The sequence below is a fragment of the Pseudarthrobacter sp. genome, from assembly GCF_036675385.1.
In the GTDB taxonomy this organism is placed as follows: Bacteria; Actinomycetota; Actinomycetes; order Actinomycetales; family Micrococcaceae; genus Arthrobacter.
This window is the reverse complement of sequence record NZ_JAKFFD010000026.1, coordinates 1-2,712: the sequence shown is the minus strand read 5'-3', so window position 1 is coordinate 2,712 and position 2,712 is coordinate 1. Positions and strand designations below refer to the sequence as shown.

At 66.0% G+C, this 2,712-nt stretch carries 2 protein-coding genes; both read left to right on the top strand.

Annotation, left to right across the window (positions count from 1 at the left end; all coding sequences use genetic code 11):
* A partial coding sequence (locus tag V6M49_RS02425) for a PTS mannitol transporter subunit IICBA (protein ID WP_332759853.1) occupies window positions 1–1,894 on the top strand: 1,894 nt, incomplete at its 5' end.
* Window positions 1,894–2,712, top strand: an 819-nt coding sequence (locus tag V6M49_RS02420) for a mannitol-1-phosphate 5-dehydrogenase (protein ID WP_332759852.1), incomplete at its 3' end; no start/stop codon positions are given. The genes V6M49_RS02425 and V6M49_RS02420, both read left to right, overlap by 1 nt.

The window sequence follows — 2,712 nt, the reverse complement described above, 5'->3', positions numbered from 1 at the left end:
CCTCGGCGGCTTCGACACCAACGCCGACGGAACGCCCAACGTGGGCCTGGTTGGCCCCATGATCACCTACCTGCTGCCGCTCCTGATCGCCTACACCGGCGGCCGGATGGTCTACGACGTCCGCGGCGGCGTGGTGGGAGCCATCGGCACCATGGGCGTCATTGTGGGCGCCGGCATCCCGATGTTCATCGGCGCCATGATCATGGGCCCGCTCGGCGGCTGGACCATGAAGAAGATCGACCTCCTGTGGGAGGGCAAGATCCGCCCCGGCTTCGAGATGCTGGTCAACAACTTCTCGGCCGGTATCTGGGGCGCGCTGCTGGCGATGCTGGGCTTCTACGGCATCTCGCCGCTGGTCCAGGCCTTCAGCACGGCCGCCGGCAACGTCGTGCAGTTCCTGGTCAACAACGGCCTGCTGCCGCTCACCAGCATTTTCATCGAGCCCGCCAAGGTGCTGTTCCTGAACAACGCCATCAACCACGGCGTGCTGACCCCACTCGGCATCCAGCAGTCGCTGGAGCAGGGCAAGTCCATCCTGTTCCTGCTGGAGGCCAACCCCGGCCCCGGCATGGGCATCCTGCTGGCCTACATGTTCTTCGGGAAGGGCATTGCCAAGGGTTCGGCCTCCGGCGCAGCGATCATCCACTTCTTCGGCGGCATCCACGAAATCTACTTCCCGTACGTCCTGATGCGCCCGCTGCTGATCCTGGCCGCGATCGCCGGCGGCATGACGGGCATCGCCACCCTGGCCATCACCGGCTCCGGACTCGTCGCTCCGGCGGCGCCTGGCTCGATCATCGCGGTGCTCGCCCAGACGTCCCGTGACAGCTACGTCGGGGTGATCCTCGCGGTGTTGCTCGCCATGACGGTCTCGTTCCTGGTGGCCTCGGTGATCCTGAAAACCACCAAGCACAGCGACGAGGTGGACCTGGGCGACGCCACATCGAAGATGGAAGCAATGAAGGGCAAAAAGAGCTCCGTCTCCTCCATGCTGACCGGTGCGGGCGCAGGCGTGGGTACGGCCGTCCTGGCCGGCCCCATCAAGAACATCGTGTTCGCGTGCGACGCCGGCATGGGCTCCAGTGCCATGGGCGCCTCGGTGCTGCGGAACAAGATCAAGGCGGCCGGGTTCCCGGACGTCAAGGTCACCAATGCGGCGATCGCCAACCTCAGTGACACCTACGACGTGGTGATCACCCACCAGGACCTGACCGAACGCGCCAAGCCCGTCACGTCCAGCGCAGCGCACTTCTCGGTGGATAACTTCATGAACAGCCCGCGGTACGACGAGATTGTGGAGCTGGTCAAGGAGCACAACACTGAAGGCGCAACGCCCGACGCCGGTGCTGCCGCCGCCGATGCCGCCGGCCACGGCGCGCACGTTGCCAGTGCCCCGGTGGACGCCGCACCCGCCGCCGGCAGCGGTGCAGAACCCACCGAGGCTGCGGAGACGGCGGCGCCGTCGGACATCCTCGTGGCCGACAGCGTGATCCTTAACGGCACAGCCACCACCCGCGATGCCGCCATCGACGAAGCAGGCCAGCTGCTCCTGGCCCGCGGCGCTGTGGACGAGGGCTACCTCGCGGCCATGCACGAGCGTGAGGAATCCGTGTCCACCTACATGGGCAGCTTCCTGGCCATCCCGCACGGCACCAACGCCGCCAAGGACCACATCCTGAAGTCCGCTGTGTCCGTGATCCGCTACCCGGACGGCATCGACTGGAACGGCAAACAGGTCAAGTTCGTGGTGGGCGTGGCCGGCATCAACAACGAACACCTCCACATCCTGTCCTCCATCGCGAAGGTCTTCACCAGCAAGGCCCAGGTGGCCCAGCTGGAAGCGGCCACGTCCGTTGAGGAAGTCCTGGAGCTATTCGGAAAGGTGAACGCATAGTGAAGGCGGTACATTTCGGAGCCGGGAACATCGGCCGCGGCTTTGTGGGGCTGCTGCTGCACCAGGCCGGTTATGAGGTGGTATTCGCGGATGTCGCGGACGCACTCATCGACCAGCTCGTGGCAGCAGACAGCTACAACGTCCACGAGGTGGGGGAGAACCCCACGGTCCGGACGGTGGACAACTTCCGCGCGCTGAACTCCGGCACGCAGGAAGCGGCGCTGGTGCGGGAAATCGCGACGGCGGACATCGTCACCACCGCCGTGGGGCCGCACATCCTGAAGTTCGTCGCGCCCGCCATCACCAAGGGCATCGCCGCGCGGGCTGCCGGGCTGGCGCCGCTGCAGGTCATGGCCTGCGAGAACGCCATCAACGCCACGGACATCCTGCGGGCCGAAGTCGCCGCCCTCTGGGACGATGCCGCCGGGTCCTTGGACGCCGCGGCGGTGTTTGCGAACACTGCCGTGGACCGGATTGTGCCCAACCAGGAGCCTGGGCAGGGCCTGGACGTGACCGTGGAAACGTTCTACGAGTGGGTCATCGACCGGACGGCGTTTGGCGATGCTGCGCCGGTCATCCCGGGCGCGACGTTCGTGGACGAGCTCTCGCCCTACATCGAGCGGAAGCTCTTTACCGTGAATACGGGGCACGCGGCCGCTGCATACTTCGGCTTTGAGGCCGGGCTGGAAAAGATCTCCGAGGCCATGGCCGATCAGGACGTGGCGGAAGATGTGCGGGCCGTCCTGGAGGAAACCAAGCAGCTCCTTGTGGCCAAGCACGGCTTCAACAACGACGAGCAGGAAGCCTACGTCCAGAAG